The sequence below is a fragment of the Microseira wollei NIES-4236 genome (assembly GCF_020521235.1).
In the GTDB taxonomy this organism is placed as follows: Bacteria; Cyanobacteriota; Cyanobacteriia; order Cyanobacteriales; family Aerosakkonemataceae; genus Microseira; species Microseira wollei.
Genome location: NZ_BLAY01000032.1, coordinates 26,036 through 43,506, shown reverse-complemented (window position 1 = coordinate 43,506; position 17,471 = coordinate 26,036). Strand labels below are relative to the sequence as shown.

General features: G+C 43.5%; 18 protein-coding genes and 1 pseudogene. 7 read left to right on the top strand and 12 right to left on the bottom strand.

The features are described 5' to 3' along the window. Positions 1 to 277: 277 nt before the first annotated feature. The 3 genes from MiSe_RS12545 to MiSe_RS12535 form a co-directional block, all read right to left on the bottom strand. Positions 278 to 1,969, bottom strand: coding sequence for a purple acid phosphatase family protein (locus MiSe_RS12545; protein ID WP_226579564.1), 1,692 nt, complete (start codon positions 1,967 to 1,969; stop codon positions 278 to 280). A 464-nt stretch (positions 1,970 to 2,433) separates the two neighbouring features. Continuing rightward, positions 2,434 to 2,790: a glycosyltransferase gene (locus tag MiSe_RS12540; protein WP_226579561.1), complete on the bottom strand. Its 357-nt coding sequence runs from the start codon at positions 2,788 to 2,790 to the stop codon at positions 2,434 to 2,436. Positions 2,791 to 2,885: 95 nt separating this feature from the next. Next, the gene (locus MiSe_RS12535; RefSeq protein WP_226579558.1) at positions 2,886 to 3,617 is read right to left on the bottom strand and encodes a glycosyltransferase family protein; all 732 of its coding nucleotides are present in this window, start codon (positions 3,615 to 3,617) and stop codon (positions 2,886 to 2,888) included. Between the two features lie 241 nt (positions 3,618 to 3,858). Between MiSe_RS12535 and MiSe_RS12530 the strand changes: the two genes are divergently transcribed. The 4 genes from MiSe_RS12530 (at position 3,859) to MiSe_RS12520 (ending at position 6,617) form a co-directional block, all read left to right on the top strand. Continuing rightward, complete coding sequence (locus MiSe_RS12530; protein WP_226579555.1) at positions 3,859 to 4,305, top strand: pentapeptide repeat-containing protein; 447 nt, start codon at positions 3,859 to 3,861, stop codon at positions 4,303 to 4,305. 145 nt (positions 4,306 to 4,450) lie between these two features. Continuing rightward, the gene (locus MiSe_RS54450; protein WP_507770131.1) at positions 4,451 to 4,594 is read left to right on the top strand and encodes a helix-turn-helix domain-containing protein; all 144 of its coding nucleotides are present in this window, start codon (positions 4,451 to 4,453) and stop codon (positions 4,592 to 4,594) included. A gap of 608 nt (positions 4,595 to 5,202) precedes the next feature. Further along, positions 5,203 to 6,183 carry a 4-hydroxyphenylpyruvate dioxygenase family protein gene (locus tag MiSe_RS12525; RefSeq protein WP_226579552.1) on the top strand — a complete coding sequence of 327 codons (981 nt, stop codon included), beginning with the start codon at positions 5,203 to 5,205 and terminating at the stop codon, positions 6,181 to 6,183. Between the two features lie 131 nt (positions 6,184 to 6,314). Continuing rightward, entirely contained in the window at positions 6,315 to 6,617 is a 303-nt protein-coding gene (locus MiSe_RS12520) for a polysaccharide biosynthesis C-terminal domain-containing protein (RefSeq protein WP_226579549.1), read from the top strand. A 61-nt stretch (positions 6,618 to 6,678) separates the two neighbouring features. On the opposite strand, the gene MiSe_RS12515 is transcribed toward MiSe_RS12520, so the two are convergent. Beyond that, complete coding sequence (locus MiSe_RS12515) at positions 6,679 to 7,356, bottom strand: LysR family substrate-binding domain-containing protein (RefSeq protein ID WP_226579546.1); 678 nt, start codon at positions 7,354 to 7,356, stop codon at positions 6,679 to 6,681. A 136-nt stretch (positions 7,357 to 7,492) separates the two neighbouring features. Further along, positions 7,493 to 7,680, bottom strand: a pseudogene (locus MiSe_RS12510) (LysR family transcriptional regulator); the annotation flags it as partial. A gap of 243 nt (positions 7,681 to 7,923) precedes the next feature. Between MiSe_RS12510 and MiSe_RS12505 the strand changes: the two are divergent. From MiSe_RS12505 to MiSe_RS12495, 3 genes are all read left to right on the top strand, one after another. Beyond that, on the top strand, positions 7,924 to 8,151 hold the full coding sequence (locus MiSe_RS12505; RefSeq protein ID WP_226579543.1) for a hypothetical protein: 228 nt from the start codon (positions 7,924 to 7,926) through the stop codon (positions 8,149 to 8,151). A gap of 272 nt (positions 8,152 to 8,423) precedes the next feature. Next, on the top strand, positions 8,424 to 8,603 hold the full coding sequence (locus MiSe_RS12500; protein WP_226579540.1) for a cysteine peptidase family C39 domain-containing protein: 180 nt from the start codon (positions 8,424 to 8,426) through the stop codon (positions 8,601 to 8,603). Positions 8,604 to 9,189: 586 nt separating this feature from the next. Beyond that, a complete protein-coding gene (locus tag MiSe_RS12495; protein WP_226579538.1) occupies positions 9,190 to 10,104 on the top strand; it encodes an SDH family Clp fold serine proteinase in 915 nt (304 codons plus the stop codon). Positions 10,105 to 10,181: 77 nt separating this feature from the next. Here the strand turns inward: MiSe_RS12495 and MiSe_RS12490 are convergent, their stop codons facing one another. The 7 genes from MiSe_RS12490 to MiSe_RS12460 form a co-directional block, all read right to left on the bottom strand. Then, the gene (locus MiSe_RS12490) at positions 10,182 to 11,087 is read right to left on the bottom strand and encodes a hypothetical protein (protein ID WP_226579534.1); all 906 of its coding nucleotides are present in this window, start codon (positions 11,085 to 11,087) and stop codon (positions 10,182 to 10,184) included. A gap of 44 nt (positions 11,088 to 11,131) precedes the next feature. Beyond that, entirely contained in the window at positions 11,132 to 12,394 is a 1,263-nt protein-coding gene (locus MiSe_RS12485; RefSeq protein WP_226579532.1) for an RNA-guided endonuclease InsQ/TnpB family protein, read from the bottom strand. 84 nt (positions 12,395 to 12,478) lie between these two features. Further along, complete coding sequence (locus tag MiSe_RS12480) at positions 12,479 to 12,949, bottom strand: hypothetical protein (protein ID WP_226579530.1); 471 nt, start codon at positions 12,947 to 12,949, stop codon at positions 12,479 to 12,481. A 96-nt stretch (positions 12,950 to 13,045) separates the two neighbouring features. Continuing rightward, positions 13,046 to 14,521, bottom strand: coding sequence for a hypothetical protein (locus MiSe_RS12475; protein ID WP_226579528.1), 1,476 nt, complete (start codon positions 14,519 to 14,521; stop codon positions 13,046 to 13,048). Further along, positions 14,522 to 15,187 carry an IS607 family transposase gene (locus MiSe_RS12470; RefSeq protein ID WP_226579526.1) on the bottom strand — a complete coding sequence of 222 codons (666 nt, stop codon included), beginning with the start codon at positions 15,185 to 15,187 and terminating at the stop codon, positions 14,522 to 14,524. It lies immediately after the preceding gene. A gap of 63 nt (positions 15,188 to 15,250) precedes the next feature. Further along, complete coding sequence (locus MiSe_RS12465) at positions 15,251 to 15,616, bottom strand: RICIN domain-containing protein (protein ID WP_226579524.1); 366 nt, start codon at positions 15,614 to 15,616, stop codon at positions 15,251 to 15,253. Positions 15,617 to 15,675: 59 nt separating this feature from the next. Further along, on the bottom strand, positions 15,676 to 17,124 hold the full coding sequence (locus MiSe_RS12460; protein ID WP_226579522.1) for a TIGR04463 family radical SAM/SPASM RiPP maturase: 1,449 nt from the start codon (positions 17,122 to 17,124) through the stop codon (positions 15,676 to 15,678). Positions 17,125 to 17,471: the final 347 nt, after the last annotated feature.

Genomic DNA, 17,471 nt, shown 5'->3' with positions numbered 1-17,471 from the left:
GAGCCAACCTTAGAATCTGTTTGAACAACTTTCGTTGCCACAGATAATCCAGAGTTACCTGCCTATTTTTTAGCACCTTGGGCAGGTTTAGACAGGTACGGTAACCCATCGCTGCTCGATCGCCGCCGACTTGGCAGCCAAATCGAGACAAAGAGACTAGGTTAATTATTTTAACGTAAATCCAAGGTCTTATAATCCCCTTTAAGGTAGAGAATCGGCAAGGGACAAGGCAAGTTAAATTTGTGGCGCCAGCATCAAAGTTGAGCCTGCCGTGCCCCTACTTATTTGATTTCAATCGAAATTCGTCAAACTTTAGCACCTCTCGGTCTGGATTTCTCGTATCGAAGCGATAACTGCTGACTATGCCGGTTTCCGTGTCCAAAATGCTGAAAGCGGTGATATCGTTACTCGCTACATAGGGTAACGGTTGACCATCGGAGCCTAAGAGCGGCGCGATCGCTGGCACGACAGGTTCTAACCCATAGGGGTTCCCTGTAGCAGTATACTCCTGTTGGTAGCCACTTGGTACGGTTCGTTGTTTTTCTGATAGCGCCGCACCATAAGAATTCCCTACATTAGAAGTTTCCAAGTAATGAGTGCCGTTGTTACTAACAAAGCGATTCCACAGGTGTGAATGACCGTACAATACTAGCTGCACCCCAGATGTTTCTAGCAGCGGCACGAGGTCGCGGATGATGTAATCTTGTTGTTTTGGATACTCGTATCGCACTGCTTTAATATTGCCATCGGCGTCGCGTTCAATTATTTGTACCGGATCGGTATAAGCGGGAACAATATGATCGCCCAAGGTATGCGCTGGGTGATGGAACATCACGACTTTGTATTTTGCCCGTTTAAATTCAACGCTGTTGAGTTCGCTTTCCAACCATTGGTACTGGGTACTGCCTTGTTTAATCGGTTCAAAGATATGCTGACCGTATCCCCAATTTTCCGGGTTGTTGAGGATGCGATCGCATTCTTTATACTTACCTCTAGCATTAGCCGCCAGGGAAGGAGTCCTCCACATATTAGTCACATACAATACCACCAACCGCACATCCCCAAACGTCACCGCATAATATTTCTTCCCCCCCTCCTGACTCTCAGGTAAGGTAAAAATCTCCTCATAAGTATCCGTATTAAAAGAATAATCCTTAACCCAATCATCTCCCGTACCCAAGCAAGAATCCTGAGAATTCCGTACATCGGCATTCAAAATCCGAGGAGTGAGGATTTTTTCGGCAACTTGGCGCGGCAAGGTATCATCAAACTGGTCATCCAAACAGCTATCGCTCGAAAAGCGCCCCATCACCTCGTGGTTGCCAATTGCGGTAAAAATTGGGGCATTTTGAATCAATTCTCCCCCTTGATAAAGCGTTTGAATATTATTTTTAGTTAATTGATAATTTGCCCGCCCTTGCAGACAGGGAAAGAAAGCACAACCCCGACGATCGTCAAACCATTCCGAAGCGCGATCCGGCACATTTACCAAGTCACCTGCAAAGAAAACAGCATCAACAACTCCGACTGTCTCTACTACCTTTTGCAGATTCGCAGCCGTCATCGGCTTGAGTTGGTGGTCAGAAGTGAGTAAAATTTTGAGGGGCATTCCCGGTAGCGGTTTGGCTGCTAGAGCAAACGTATTACTGCTGACGCTTTGCCCATCTTCCCTGACGCTAGTAACGCGATAGGGAACTTTGGTATTGGGGATTAATCCTGTTACTTCTGCTTCGTGTCGCCAGATATGGCGTCTTGTGGTTTGTTGATAAACTTGCTCTACCTGGGAATTTTGATCTTCCCTCGCCCGACTTAATTTAGTCGTGGTTGCCGTAACAATTTGGCTGAAATTCTCACCATAGGCAACTATATGATGGGAACCGGCGAATTCGGTAAACCAAACAACCCGCACAGAATTCTCTGTTGGGCGTTGCAAAAATGGATCGGTTAGCAGTTGGGGATGGGACAGCATAAATATACTTTGGCGAGCCGGTATCTATTATACTGAATGACGCGCGATATGCCTCGCTTCCGCTGCGCGAGCGCATCCCCCGCTTCTACTTTCTCACGACTATGCCCATCACCTGTAACAATCTCTCAAACAACAGGAAATTTTGTTCTAGCTTGACCAAATTCCCCACCGGGAGCGAGTGCATATTTTGTCATTACCATCTCGCTAAACTATTAGGCTGCTTCACCTCATAATTGACCAGACTCAGAAACACTTCCTCCATACTTTCTGCCCATTTATTCCAGTTTAATCGCCTCTCGTACTCTTTTCTTGAAGCTAGCACCAATTGATTATACAATTCCCGAGCCAAGAAAAGTTTTGCTATTAACGCAAGTTGCTAGTTATAAACTTTGGCGTTGCAAGCTGGCAAGCTTGCTAATTGCTAATCTTGGATTTTTACCAATCTCGCCATTAGCCATTAGCCATTAGCCGCTCATCGAGAGATAACTAGCAACTTGAGTTATTAGATTAGCGTAATCATTCCCTGTGGCAGAGAGTGGCAGCCTATAGCCGTTTTTTCCGTTTTCAATAATTGTACTAATTCCTCCCACATCTGTTGCGAGCGCGGGCCTACCAAATGCGTTGGCTTCACACAATACAATCCCATAACATTCTGCCCGAGTCGGAAAAATCAAAAAATTTGCCCTGAAAAACAGTTCGTTCAGTTGCTGTCGCTGTTGAGGATTGTTTTTGTTCAAATAAGGAATGACTGTCAGCTTGTCCGATCTCACTTCATCTGGTAACTTACTTCCTACCATCACTAATTCGGCATCAATTCCCATTTTATGCAAACATATTAACTCAAGTTGCTAGTTATCTCATAAATAATAGAAGCTAATGGCTAATGGCTAATGGCTCGATTGGTAAAAATCCTATATTAGCAAGCTGGCAAGCTTGCCAGCTTGCAACGCCCAATTTTATAACTAGCAACTTGCGTTATTAGTGTTTCAACTGCTAAATTACCTCCTTTTCTCTCCCAATCTTTGCCCACGAATAACAAGCGGCAAACTTGATTTTGCTTTTTTGATAATACTTCGTTTGCCAACTGACACTCGTCTATATTTGCCCCAAAAGGAATTATTTTTATCTTATCTAGTTCAGCCTGATAGTCACTCGTAGCTGAATTCGCAGCCCATCGGGAGAGATATACTAACTTACTCGCTTTTGATATGGCGAGCGCTTCTTCTCTTTCTTCCCATTCTATTTGTTCTGGTTCTAACTCAATTTTATAATCTTTCAGATATAAAGAACAGGTAACGTCTGAACAATAAACTATGGGAATATTTGTTTTAACCAAAGCTACTTCTCTTTTAGCCACGGGCGCAAAAATTACATCGCATCGAGTTTCTAGAAGCTGCTTTTGCAAGATAGATGCCAATTCTTTGCACTCGGCAATGTAACGAGGATATCCTATTTTTACTGACTCTTTTTTCTGACACAACTTATTTAATATTTTCTGCCCAAGCGAATACTTTTTTGGTGGTTTTCCCAGACCCACAACTTGTAGATTTCTTTCTGTTGCTTTGTACATATAATAAATAGTACCTGACCAAGCATTTATATCTAAATAATCATGACCAGATAAAAAACGGAATCGCAAGGATTTCATATGAGCTATATCTCTGATTAAAATGAATTAGCGCTCGGCTATCATGTGGTAGCCAAACCCTATCCAAATTAGTTAAAAATTTTTGAGAAAAAATCTGCCTTTAGGAAGTAAGCTTCATCTATCTTCCGATAGGCAAAAGAGCTGAAAATATTTAAATAAAAAAAATAAGCCTTCAGGATTATCGCTGAAGGCTTTACGTTCATAAAGATTCACGCCTGAGATCCTAAGACCTCGATTTCTGGTGGAAGTTCATCAAAATGCTATCTTAAGCCAAGCTTCGTTGCAGCGAGTTGATTTGGAAGAGAGCCAACTTCATGAGACAATTCTCAAGAGAGCTGATTTGACGGAGGCCGATTTGGTTAAGGCTGATTTGAGATATGCTGATTTAACAGAAGCAAATTTAAGCCGAGTTGCTCTAGAGTTAGCTAACTTAGTCGGCGCTGACTTAAGCGGTGCAACTCTAAAACGAGCCTCTCTATTTCAAGCCGATCTAGAGCGAGCAGTCTTACATGATACCAATATGGTTGAAACCGATCTCAGACATACCAATTTTAAAGATACTCAGCTAATGGGTTCTGATTTCTCTGGTTCTCGCGTCAAAGGAGCCTGCTTTACAGACGCTCAAGGGTTAACTTGCCAACAGAAGCAGTGGATCAGAGTCAATGGAGCCTTGAATATCCCAGCCTAGCAAGTTGGTATTGGCATGAAAAACATTGAATATCTTGTTGAATTTGCCATCCAGATAGTGGCTACAAAAAAAGGGTTTTCGCTTAGCTATATTCAAAAGGTAATCCTGCGAGAATCTCTACTTGTAAAAAAAAAATTACGCGCAAATTGCTGAAGAAAATAATTACTCGGAAAGCTATATTAAGTTCACAATTGCGCCTAGACTATGGGAGTTGCTGTCACAAGCGCTCGGTGAAAAGGTTAATAAAACGAATCTCTCAGCGCTGCTATGTCCCGCATTAAGTTGGTAGCCGTTTATCCAATCAAATAAGCAAGCTATATATCAAGCCAAATCTGCTTCCACATCGTCTTCAGTGTACAGGACTTACGCAAAGAAACTTTGGTGATATGAAAAATCGTTCTTGGCGACGAGCGATCTACGAAGAAACCGGGTTTGGAGCCTCGTCGTGGGTAAGTCTTGTTTACTCAAATCTTGCACATGACTCAATAAGGCTGAAGAAACCGGGTTTCTCAACCCACGCATCTAGGCTTTCAGGGAAGGATAGTTGCCAGAAACAAAGGTGATGACTCTGGTGCAACATCTCAGTTTAATTACTTCCAAGCACTTTTCTGTAACTTATGCTACTTTTTCCCATTATCCTGAAAGACCCAAATAATATATATTGACAAAATCTCGAATTTATGCATAAAAAAAATCTTAAAATAAATAGCCGTAAAAATACCAATAATATATATTGTCACATTTTTTTTGTGAATAAAAGTCAAAATTCCCGTACTTTCGCAACAAAGTAATACCAACTTTCATATATTGTGTTATAAATTTATGTGTGTTATAAATAGTTATCCAAATCAATTGGCGAAAAATAAGTCATCAGTTAGTTAATAAGTAAGGTGATTTATGCAACGAGTTTGGGAAGCTTTTGAGAATCCATTAGGACTTGATGGTTTTAGTTTTCTGGAATTTTCATCAAACCTAGTTCCAGAGATTAAAAGTTTTTTTGAGCGGTTAGGATTTATTTATCAAGGAACAGATGAATGCTCTTTGTATAGTCAGGGTAATATTAATTTGTTTGTTGATGAGAACCCGCACAAGTATAAGAATTTATGTGAGGGGGGGTACATTTCTGCTATTGGGTGGCGTGTGAAAGATGCAGCCATAGCTCTTGAAGAAGCGGTAAAAAGAGGTGCTGAAGTAGCAGATTCAACAAAAAAGGATTTGCCTGCTATTTATGGAATAGGTTCTTGTTTAATCTATTTTGTAGATAGCATAGGTGAGGAAAAGTTAAAGATAAAAAACAACGTTGAGAGCATAACAAGATTGGAATATATTGACCATATCGATCATAATGTAAAGCCTGGAAGAATAGATCATTGGGTGAATTTTTACAAAGAAATATTTAATTTTAAAGAGATTAAATATTTTGATATAGAGGCAGGTGATACCGCGATAATTGCAAAAGGTGTTGCGTCACCATGCGGGAAAATGGCGATCAACATTGTTGAATCCCATGTTGGTAATAATTATGTTGATAGATACCTTGCTCAACAAGATGAAGGAATACAGCACGTTGCTTATCACGCGGCCAACCTATGTAATGCAATTGAGTTTATGCGATCGCAAGGGCAAAAATTTTTACCAGTTTTTGATGAATATTATTTAGGGATTAAGGAAAAATATCCAGATTGTACAGAGGATATCGAACGCTTAAAAACGAATGGTATTCTTATTGATTGCAGCAACAAGAGTTGTTTACAACAAGTTTTTACGCTCCAAGAACAGTGCTGCAAACCATTGTTCTTTGAGTTTATTAATCGCCAAAACTATGATGGCTTCGGGGATGTAAATGTTAGGAATTTTCTGAAAAGCATTGAATCTTAAAATTGCAATATGCCCGGTGAATTTTCTCACATCTTGCACCATTCTCAATCAGACCTGAGAAACCGGGTTTCTTAACCAAAGCTCTAGACTTTCAGGTTTAGCTATTTGCCAGAAACTTTGGTGATAGCGCTGTGGCAGCGACTTGGCAGCTGAAGATTTTGGTTTTGGGGCAACTGGTGAATGGGTTAAGTGGTTCTGTTGGTTTGTTGCTGGTGATGACAGGTCATCAAAACAAATCTGTTAAGGTTTTCGGTTGCAGTGCTTTAATCAATGTAGTGGGTAATGCGATCGCTATCCCAATTTTAGGTTCGGTCAAAGCTGCAATGACGACCAGCTTCACAATCATGGTGTGGAACATTTGGCTGTACGTCTTAGTTGTTAAGAATATTGGCGTTCAACCATCGATTTTTTCGAGTTTTAAAAGCCAGGTCTAAGGTCTGTTTTCCCACTACTCATTTAGCCGTCCCAGGTTTCTATATCTCGCTAAATTCCCCTTTAATCTTGAATCTGCTCAAACAAAATTTTGAGATATTTATCTAAAGATTTACTAGGTGTTTCTTTTCTCCACACGGCAGTCGATCGGGCGTAGTATATGGGATGGTGGAGCGGCATAAACACAACTTGGGGATGAGGCAGTGCTTCTGCCTCGTTCGGCATGACTGCTACCCCTTGTCCTGCGGCAACCAGAGCAATCATTGAGGCATGACTATCGGCAAAGAGGTGCAGATTTGGCATGAAGCCAGCGCAGCGGCAAGTGTCGCGGATGCGATCGTTCCGCCCTGGAAACGTTTCTTCACACATGCCGATAAATTTTTCTGATGCCAGTTCAGCTAGATTAATTGAGGATTTATCTGCCAATGGATGTGTATCTGGTAACACAGCAGCAATCGGCACTTTCTTAATACATTTGACTGTAAACTCTTCGTCTAACTCATCGGGTGGATTGCCCATAAAGGCAATATCGATCGCGCCATCTCGCAATGCTCTAACTTGTTCGCTAGGCGGCATTTCCTGCAAACGCACGGCAACTTCAGGATAGGCAATTCCAAAGCGTTTTAGGGTTTGACCAAGAAAACTCTGGAGGATAGTTGGGATATAGCCAATTACCAAAGGCTCATTTGTATTGGCGTAATGAGTCTTGATAGTTTGCACAGCGACATGACTGCGATTCATATCATGTCCTTAGGTATCGGTATTGTATGGATGGCTAATTGCTCGCTTGCTAATTGCTAATTGTCAATTGCCTCCAGAGCAACCATTAGCGATTAGCTATTAGCAGTTACACAACCTATACAACCGGACATGATATCAAAATATCTTTTGCTTGTTCGAGAAAAAATTTCCCCGCTTCTGTGAGTGTCAATCCATCAGTTCGTCTTCCAGGTTTTTGATTTGACGGCTTAACGCAGGCTGGGAAATATGCAGCCTTCCGGCAGCACGGCTAAAGTTGAGTTCGTCTGCAACGGTCACAAAATATCTCAGATGCCGTAATTCCATGAGTTGTATTGAGTATGCCTAAAAGTTATAGATGTTAGAATTATAAAGTATTGGACAACCAATTAAGTATGCACGTATTATTATTATAAAACCAAAGCTAATTTATTAATTTTCACAAACCTAGGCTTGGGTATGCTAAAAAAATCAATATAATTAGCTCTGGTTATTGCCAAATAATCAATCATCAATTCAGGAGAAACACAATGTAATTTTTGACCTATTTGTTTGGAATTTTTTACCGATTTGAGCGAGCGCGCTCGCTCAAAAATTTCTGGTGGCGCAGACAATTGGGGAAAACTAACTTCCGGAGCCATTGCTAACGGATTTAATCAAGGAGAACACGCATCCAGCTGTGCTGGAGAACCTCGTCAGGGACTGGGAAATTTGAACAAAGAACTAGCAGATGCTGGTTTTGGTAAAAAACAAGGTTTGGATGCGTTAACTAACTTCATTTCTTCGCAACTCCCTTAGATCGCATCTGGCACCAGGGCTAACACCTTAGTTCCTGGCAAATAGCTAAACTTTAAAGCCTAGATTTTTACTCAATAAACCAGGGTTTTCAAGGCTTCAGGAATTACGCAAAGAAACTAAGGGCGAGCCGAAAAATCGTTGGTTTGTCAAGGAGAGATCGACTCTTCACCTTTGTTTCTTTTCTCGGATTGCGTAAGTCCTGGGCTTGTTGAGAATGGTGCAAGATCTGAGTTAGGCAATGTTATTAGTCCTGATCTAGTTGCCGCTCAGAAATGAAATACCCAATTGTCCAACATAGTGAAGAAGACTGTGGTGCAGCAAGTCTTGCTACTGTTTCCTTACACTACAGACGCAGATTTTCCATTAGTCGCATCCGAGAAGCAGTTCGTACCGGACAATTGGGTGTGCAGACCAATCGATCAAGCTTTGGAGTCGGAACGGTACATTGCTAAACTGTTTATAAAACATGACGACATGCACAAAACCCCCTCTAAGAGGGGTGATGTAGTGCAAACGTGACTTTTAAGTCCCGTGAAAGTGGGAGGCAACTATGCTAAAATAGATTTCGTCAGTACAAGAAGTTAAAACCTACCGACCGACTGGGGGAAAGTTAACGACCGAGGCTCCCGTTGTGAGACTAAAATACCAGACTGCCTTTGAGCAAAAAGATTGCCCTAAGGTTTCCTGAGTTCTCAGCATATTAAGACCGCAATGTCTTAAGAATCCCCGTACCAATAGGCTCGGAGAGTGTCAAAGGTGTTGTAATCATAGCTTCCAGTTTGACTGCCGACATATTCATAGATGTGCTTCTGAACCCTAAAGCCGAATTGTCCTGAACTGTCTTTTCGCTCTGGGAATAGGTATTGCAACAACTCGATAAATTATCCGCCGACCAGACTCATATTATCACCTCGTCTCTGAAATTTTATCCGAGGAGCAAGAATAGTTATGTACTCAGATAGGGTAGCTTGTTACAAAGAACTAGAGGAGTTACGAAGGTCAAAACTCCTAGTTTATATAACTGGAGACAGACCTGGTATGGAAATACAAATTCAGCACGAGGTTCTAGATTATTTCTCAGATCATTTAGAGACGTTCGCTTCACCTAAAAAAATCAGTCTGTATTTATATAGTACTGGAGGGGATATTTTAGCCGGATGGAGTATTGTTAACTTAATTAGACAATATTGTGATGAATTTGAAGTAATAGTTCCCTCAAAAGCCAGAAGTACCGCTACCCTAATTACCCTGGGAGCCAATAGAATTATTATGACCAAGAATGCAACACTTGGACCAATAGATCCAAGTGTTAATATTCCTCTTAATCCTCAGACTTCTGGAACTCCAGAGAGAGCTAGATTCCCAATCAGTGTGGAAGCTGTTGCCGGTTATCTCGAATTGGCAACAGCAAAACTAAATATAAAAGATGAGCAACTCCTAACATCCATACTCTTAAAGCTATCAGACTCGGTTCATCCCCTGGCACTAGGTCAGATTTATCGGACAAGATTACAAATACAAGTCCTTGCTGAAAAACTTTTAAGAACTCACCTAGACGACGAGAACAAAATCGAAAAAATTATCTCTTTTCTTTCTAGCAAGTCAGGCAGTCATGACTACACTATTTATAGTAAACAAGCGGCATCTGATCTGCATCTGCCCATAGAAGAACCTGATGATGAATTAGACAGAATAATCAAAAGCATTTACGCTGATTTTAGAGAAGAGCTAGAACTAAATATAAGATATAACCAAAATATATTGATTGGTGAAAATAATAAAAAAGAGTATTCGTTTACTAGAGCGGCTATTGAGAGTATCAGCGGCGGCTCTCACAAATTTATCAGCCAGGGTGTATTAGAAAAATCAGAATTGCCAACAAATGCAGGACTGCTCAATATCAACGATAAAAGAATCTTTGAAGGATGGAAATATGAACCACAAACCTCTTAAAGCAGTCCTGCCCTAATCGGGTGTGTGCCACCCTCAGATGGTGGACACCGATAAGCGGCTACATCGGCAATTTGCCATCACTCTTGTTCTTTTGCTGCTGCAATTTGCTGATACTCCTGTTCATACAGGGAGATACAACCCTGCACGATTTCCAGATTTCTAGCGTTGGCTTGGCTGTTGACTAAAGACGAAACCTCGCCCATCTGTAGCGCCAGCTCGGCTAGCTGGTCGCACAGCAGACCAAGGCGAGGCAAATCACGGGTGGTGCGCTCTTGGCCTGCGTAGTAATGCTTGTATTCCTGGATAATCGTGTTAGCCGCCGCCCCCAAACTGGCGATGCGCTCGCCTACGGAAGAAGCTTGATGCTCCAGCTCGATCATTCCTAGCTCCCGACCCAGGGACTGGAGGTTCTCTACGACCAACTGGAGGTTAGCAGCGCGTACACCCCCGTCCTCTAGGGCATCGAAAGCTGGGTCAGACAGCTCGTCGTGAATGTGCTGCAAGTTGTCGATAACTCGCTGTAGTAACCCTGGTCGGCGCGACAGGCGAGGTTGTCCGGCAAAGTGCCCCCGGTAAATGGCGAATTGCTCGTTAATCCGGTCGGCTAGATAGGCGGATTGCGAGGCGAGGTTTTCTGAGCGTCGGGTAGCAGCGATCGCATCCCGTTCACCCTCGAACAGTGCCAGTTCAGCATCGATGCGCGTTTGGAGTTCGGAAATCTGTTCCTGTACTATCGTCTCTGCGCCTTCTTGAAGCGCTTCCCCACGCTGCTTGAGGTTTCGCAGATGAGCAATCAACTCGTCTAACTGCCTCAGATCTCGCGTAGCTCTGGTTTTTCCAGCGAAGTGGCGATTGTAACGAGCTACGATGCTATAAAATTCACGTTGTAAAGCAAGGATGCGATCGCTCCGTCGGTCAGATTGCTCAACCGACTCGGTTGTTGTTTCGGGGACGATCGCATTGGGTTGGGAGGGTTCTGGCATAATTTTCCTGATAATTATCTCGTGCAAGACAAAACTTGCTCAAATCAAGCATGACGCTTAACTCGACGTTTGCTTCCTGTTTCTACCTTGGGAGTCGGCTCCTTCTTGTCCGCAGGCGTAAATTCCGCGCTTGCCGCACGTACTCTATCTTTTGGGCTGTTCTCCAGATTAATCGCCGCGTTGAGATCGCGATCGATGGAGATGCCGCACTGGTGGCATCGATAAACGCGCTCAGACAAAGGCATCGCTTGAATATTGCCGCAGCAACAGCAGGTTTTAGAAGAGGGAAACCATCGATCGACCAGTTCTACCTTAGTTCCAAAAAATGTGGATTTGTAGATCAACATTCTCCGGAACTCATAGAAACCCAGACTGGAAATAGCAAGAGCTAATTTATGGTTAGCTATCATACCTTGAACGTTCAGATCCTCAATCCGAATGTTGTAGTACTTAAGACTGATATCGGTTGTGGTTTTGTGCAAAAAGTCCCTTCTAATGTTGGCAATTCTAGCGTGCCTTTTTGCTAAGCGTTGGTAGTACTTCAAGGCATTTCTCGATGCTTGTATCCCTTGGTTACGGTTACCCCTGAGTTTGTTTCTGTTGCGCCACATATCCTTACTTAGCTTGGTTAGAGCTGTTTTCAAGGACTGTGGTGCCACGATTGTGTTACCGTCTGACAAGGTAGCGAAGCATTTAACACCTAAGTCGATACCAACCGATTGAACTTTTTGTATAATTGGTGGAATCCTGTCAACATCTAAAGCGAATGAAACAAACCATTTGTTCGCCAACCTCGAAATCGTAAATGTTTGACTTGAGCATAAGAATGGGATTGGTTGCTTTAATCTGAACTCTCCTAAGCCAGGGATGGTGATTTTCTTGCCTGGGTACAGTAGCTGACGATTCGTAAATGGAATCATTGGCTCACCTTTGGCTGGATATATCCCTGACTTTTTTAAGACTGTAAAACTGTCGCCTCGCTTTTTTGACTTGAATTTAGGGAAACCAGAATCACCTTTTCGCCATCGGTTAACAGAGGAGGCTAAGTTTCTGAATGCCGATGAATAGATGGATGATGGGTATTGGTTCATCCAAGCGTATTCTGGCTTGGTTTTGACGTGGTTGGTAAAGACTTTCTCGATCTCGCTCAGACGTTTCGAGTCGGTAGCTTTGATCCCCTCAAATCCCCAGGATGCCGTAAGCAATGATAGACCAAAGTTGTATACTAAGCGACTAAATCCAGCACTTCCGGCTAGGAATGACTTTTCAAAGTTGTTGATTTTTAGCTCTAACTTTAGGCTATACATCGTTGCTGTTCTGGTTATGGTGGAATGGCCGTGCGCGAGTTCGTCAGAGTTAAGCGAGATAGGTGAAGTTTTTGCTACTTGGTACTACGTCCTTGCTTGCATTGCAGATTCAATCGCCGTCTTCCAGCCGTTAGGGTCGCCAACTAGCCAAGCCGCAGCATCTCCCCCTGTGGCTGCTTGAAACTCAACTTTCACCACCGGGCGACCGATAACCCGCTTGCCGAGGTGAGAATTAACCAGAGAGACGCCTTGAATCTCCACTAGGGGAATGCGGATTTCTTCTCGCGTGATGAACTGACTGAACCATACCTCCTCCCGCGTCAGCGCTAGCACGCCATTGCCACGGAGTTGACCGCGACCGCGCGATTGGAGACCAAAAAAGTTGGCGGTTGTCTCAGATCGCAAGATTTGGTTATCGGTGAAGCGTTCGTGCAGGCGCTGTTGACCAGAAGTTTGCATCCGCTTGAGAAACACGGAGAAGAACACCCAAAGGCTGATGCCCACCAGTGGCACGACCACGGCGGCGATCGCTAATCCTAGCGTTAGTCCGTCCATAAGCTTTACCGCTTCTAAAAATCTACGCATATCTGGGTAATGATCCGAAAATCTATGTAGAGGGAACTGGGCGGTATATGTTCCAAGAAATCATCTTTAATGCCGAGGCTTGCTTTGAACAGATTGCTCTGTCCATCGCTTGGTCAAAGACTCCCAGTTAGAGATAGCATAGAAGTTGTGACGCTTAATGCTAGATTTCTTAATTAGGTGATTTAGTTGGTTCCACAGCGACCATACGTGCTTTCCATCCTTCACGGAGAGATAGGCGGTGATGGTCGCTGGCATATTTTCAGTTAATCTCATGCCACGTCGGGCTATAGCCATCGCAGCAGCTTCATCACTGGCTAGTTTATACTGACGTGCATACTTCACTAAACCGATAACGCTGGTATAAGCAGGATTCACTTTCATAAGGTAAATACCTCGGTTATTCAAAATGCTTTCTAACAATTCGTAGAATCGGCTATATGCCCAACCAGAAAGCATTCGAGCGTACTTTTTACCACGTTCTTTGAGTTGTTCCTTTTTAGTTGAAAAATCTAACTCTTCACAAACAATTGGACAAACAAATGTGTCCGCCAATGCTGCCAGTTGTAAACAAGCATCAACAATCTGAGCATCCTGTTTGCCTGATGGCAGTCCCATTTGCAACGGGATTTGTCCATGAGCTTTAAGATTCCCATCACAGTCAACATATGCCCAGCCGATTGAACCAGGATTCATGTCAATCCCGATGCAACCATAGGCGGAATGCCTAGAAACACGTTTTACTCGCGTTGGATTAAATTTTACGGCAGCGTTCCACTTACCATTTTTACGATAAAAATGCCAAGTCTTAGAGCCATATGAAGGCAATCTGTTAATGTTACGGTCAAAGTTACCTAATTTAGTTTGTACGTACTTGCCAAATTTTGATTCCAGACAGGCTGGGACACGAAATTTAAGTATATTTCCATCCCACTGAGAGACTTGATTACCAAAAGATTCATCCTTGGAACCTACTACAAATACTTGGCTATTGGGAATAACTGCCTGAATTATAGCCGTTCTTAAATGCTCAATTTGTTTAGTTAATTGGTAAGCATGACGCTTTTTATTGTGGATTTGGAACCGAAGGCTTTTCCAATTCGTATCACCAAATTGAAGAGAGCATGAAAGCGGTAACTGACAACCTGTTTTTGACTTCTGCCAATTCTTTTTGACATAAAACTTAGCAGCATCTTTTAACTTTTTCTGTGACTTACTAATCCAAGCTTTGGTAGATTTAAGCTTTCCTTCTAAGGTTTTAATGTGAAGTTTTCTATGTTCTTTAGCTGCGTCTACCGCACCTTGAGCGTGGCTAATTACGCCATTGGCGTGTCGTTTAGAGATACCGTAAGTCGCTTGTAAGTGAGTGTTCCAGGCAGACTTATTGAAGTCGTTCCCAGTTAGAAGATGATTAGCTGTCTCACACGCTGCTTTGTGGAATACCGAACTGTAAGCAGCCAGAAACATCTCAAATTCTGTGAAACCTAAACTATTCAATTCTTCTGCGGTCGTCGGTAACCCTTTAACATACGTGAGAGTTGCCATTTATTTCACCTCGTCAATTACATTCGATATACCATCAATTAGTTTCTTGTTCTTACGACTCCTTGCGCCATAAAGACGCGCTGAAAACACTGTTACAAGCTCAATCATGTCTTGGACTAATTCTTGCTCAAAGCTTAATTCTTCTCCTGTCGGAGACGCTTCGCGAACAGCAGATTTATTAATAATTACCACTTCAGTTTCCATTTCTTCACAGATAGCAAACACTAACTCTGCGCCAAATCGTAGCAACCTATCTTTATGAGTTAGAACCAACCTGCCTACATCACCTTTTAGTATTCGACTAAGAAGTCTCTTAAGTCCTTTTTTGTTATAATTTAAACCACTGCCTAAATCCTGAATGGTTTCAAATTGCCAACCATTAGAACCACTGAAAGCTTCTAAAACTTGAATTTGTCTGGTTAAATCATTCTTTTGGTCATGACTTGAAACTCTAGCGTAGTTAATGGTTATGCGTCCGGAAAGTTGTTTCAAGTCACGCGGTGTGATGCGTTTAATATCTGCTAAATAAAAGCGTCGATGTCCACTCGGAGCGCGTTCATATCTGATTTTTCCTTGGTCAGCCCACCTCCTGATTGTGTCTACCGAAACTCCTAATTCTTTGGCAGCATCACCGATGCTGATAGTCACTGATTGAATGTCCTCCATATCGTATCAGATCTAGGATACATTCAATTATATCGGTATTCCGGAAGATTTACCAAGATATGCCTAGATATTTTTATTCAGCTTCAAGCCCCAATTCCAGGCACCTAGCTCGGCTGAGTCCTCAGTACTGCTATGCGGAACTTCCAAGACCTTTTGGTTAGCCACGCATTCGATCTTGCAGGTGCCTTTGAGGTAGTAGTTGCCATTGACGTATTGGCTATTCTCTAATGGGACGATTTTCCACCGTTGGTAGTCACTTTCCGTCCATTTCTCTTGAGTGATTTTTCCATCCGAGTTTTGGGTAAGGACTAACTTACTTTCGACAGACGCGATTACATAGATTCGATCAACATTTGGCTTAGCATTGTCCTGATAAAATAACGGAGAATTCCCGGCATGGTTAACAAGCGGTTTCACTAGGTACTGCATAAAACTCCTCTGTTGAGTAAATGATGTAATGAATCTCAAAAGTTTTGCCTTGGGGCAAACTACTTGGCTGCCAATGCGTACATGGCTTCCATCTTGTCTGGCAATGCTTGACCGGGTAGGTAAACATCAGCACATAGTTCTGATGGTTCAGTCTTAATCATTTCCCGGTCATAATCATCGGCGGTAATCGCGCCCATCTTCACCGCGCGCAACACCAGTCGTTCCTTGATGTTGTATTTCCAACTCGGACAGGGCAATATTGCTGCCTCGCCACGGGTGTCTTGGGCGTGGATGAACTTGTAAGCACAGGCACCCGAACAGTTGGGCAAAATCTTGCAGTTGCGGCAGGTGTCGTTAACAAAGGGCGTCCAGTCCATCCACTGCTGGGTTTTTTCGTTCTGGACGACTGCCTCGATGTTGAAGATGCTCCCTACCGCGTGTTGAGGAAAAGTCACCGTGTCCCAACACTTGTGGATATCCCCAGTCGGCGTAATCACGAAAGCATTGGGTCGCACCGCCCCACAAACCCCGTGGAACCGGGGCGGATAAGGCAGGGAGGTCAGCCCCTTCTCAAAGGCATACCAGTACAAATCGGCTTCTAAGCTGCCATACTGCCGCTTCGTCATGCAGACACTGGCGACGTTGTGGCAACCCTCGGTCATCGCCTCTACGGGAGCAAAGTACATGCGGACAGTCTGGCGGTTGCCAAAACCCATTTCGGCGAGATGGTCGATTAAACTGTGGATTTGGTCGCGGTTGCGGTGGTCGATGTTGACCCGAATCGAGAAGGGTAGGGGTACGCTATCGACAATCTCGCGCAGGTTCTGGGTGATACTGTCAAATGTGGGCTTGCCCGAAAGCAGCACGCGGCGCTGGTCGTGGTCTGAGCGATTCCCGTCCAACGTCACCTGCACCGTTTTCAATCGCCGCACGTACAGCGATTTGGCGACTTCAACGTTGAGTCGATAGCCATTGGTCACCATCATGGCATCGTACTTGATGCCCCGTGCGTCGCACAGTCCAATCAAGCGGTCAGAGAGGGTTTCGATAATCTTCAACTGCAGCAAAGGTTCGCCGCCGTACCAGGCAACATGCAGGTGATTGATTTTCGGGATTGAGCGCTCCACCAGTGCTACAATCGCGTCCTGCACTTCCTGACTCATCACCTGGGTCGGTTTGTTCAGACCCTGAAAGCAGTAATCGCAGCCAAAGTTGCAGGACAGGGTCGGCGCAATCGTAAGAATCATCGCCCGTTCGTTGAAACGATGGGCGTTATATTGCTCCTCCAGCAGCGCCAGTTCATCAACATAGTTGGCGACCAAATAGCCACCGTAGATCAGACTGCGTACTACCGGGTCGGCAAGATTGGCAGCTAAACCATTCGCCAGACGCTGATAGGTTTCTTGTTCGTGCTTTTCCCACAATGCAAATCCGCCAGTAAACCCGTTGTAGGCTAGTATGCGACCTTGACGGAGCGGGAGAAAAATATTGTATCGGCTTGGTTTCACAGCAATTCTTCCTGTTTCAACAATTTCGGTAACGACTTATAAGCATCCATGGGGTTGGGTTGAATAACTCGAATAACCACAGGCAAACTTAAGACACTCAAATTCTTCGTGCCTCGCTCAAAATGAAACAATTGGGTTTTCCAGATAGCCTCTGGGCTACCCGTTTAAAGTGGACAATTCCTAAGTAAGTGGCTGGAATTACACCTCCTTATTCTCATGAGGCACTTTTTTACAACTGAAACCTAAGCCAGCACATCCTACTTAAATCAGTCAACCTCCGTCCTGAGCCATAAATTTATCAGATTTTGAGCCAAACAATCCAAAAAAAATGATATTTTTGCATTGTT